This is a genomic window from Yersinia sp. 1252 StPb PI (assembly GCF_048593885.1).
In the GTDB taxonomy this organism is placed as follows: Bacteria; Pseudomonadota; Gammaproteobacteria; order Enterobacterales; family Enterobacteriaceae; genus Yersinia; species Yersinia enterocolitica_E.
On sequence record NZ_JAZGQE010000384.1, the window covers coordinates 1 to 1,218 of the forward strand.

Genomic DNA, 1,218 nt, shown 5'->3' on the forward strand with positions numbered 1-1,218 from the left:
CACCATCGATATTCAATGAGGCACCATTAATAAATGATGACTTCTCGCTTAATAAAAATAATATTGCATTATTGATATCTTCAGTACGGGCGTATCTCTTATATGGATTCATAGATTGTAGATTTGCATCTAACACATCTTTTTCAATCGCTTTAAACTTAGCTAATTTATCGCATGTCTGACTCCAAGACTCAGTCTCAGTGATCCAGGGATTAATTGCATTTAAATTGATATTCTCAGCGGCTAAATACTTTGAACATGCTTTGGTGAACCCAGCTAATGCTGAATTAACAGTGCTATTAATAATAAAAAGTGGATCAGGATCATAGCAGAAAGTACCATTAATAATAATTATTTTCCCGCGTTGATACTTTGACATCATCCTGGACACCGCTTGGGTCATTCGGATTGTTCCCATAAGCTTTGCCTGCATCGTCACCTGCCAGTCATCCTCTGTAGTAGAGAAAAAATCTGTCGGCTCACCATTCCCTGCTGCATTTATCAGTACATCAATTGGACCATAATATTCATCAATATAGGCCACCCCTTGATCCACAGAGATCTGACTAGATATATTTATCTTTTGCGTAACAACATAAGATTGCTTATTCGTCTGGTTAATTATCTCCTGCTTTACTCGTTCCAATTTGTTATCGTTGCGCCCGACCAATACCACTTTATAATTGTTTTCCACCAACCCCCGGGCTATTTCCTTACCAATGGAACCCGTTGCCCCCGTCACTATAGCTAATTTATTTAACATGATTTTATTTTGAACTCTCAATAGGGTTAAAAAAACTGCTGGCTTTAGACTTCCCAATATAATTAATCGCCAGAATAATATTAATCACTGATACCGAAACACAGACTATCACCACACCCAACCAATTCATCGAATGCCATACTAAACCAAGAACAAATGTGCCAAAACTCCCTCCAGCTAGACAGGACAAAAGATATAATGATGAAACTGTTCCTTTAGATGAACTATCTACAAATTGGTTAAGGATAGACATAACAATAGGCTGTATACCAAAAACGAATATAAATAAAGCAAAAATCCCCAACGCAACAATATAAATATTATTGCTAAAGGCAATAACTAATATAGACGCAGATACCCCACATAAGAATGTGATTATAATTTTTTTCTTATCAATAGCCATTGCAAGTTTTGCACTTATAAATGCCCCACCAACTGCACTTATTCCAACGAAG

The 1,218-nt window shown here is 36.5% G+C and carries 1 protein-coding gene and 1 pseudogene; both read right to left on the reverse strand.

Annotation, left to right across the window (positions count from 1 at the left end; translation table 11 throughout):
* Positions 1-763, reverse strand: a 763-nt coding sequence (locus tag V2A85_RS23795) for an SDR family NAD(P)-dependent oxidoreductase (protein ID WP_420072570.1), incomplete at its 3' end; no start/stop codon positions are given.
* Positions 764-767: 4 nt separating this feature from the next.
* A pseudogene (locus V2A85_RS23800) lies at positions 768-1,218 on the reverse strand (hypothetical protein); the annotation flags it as partial.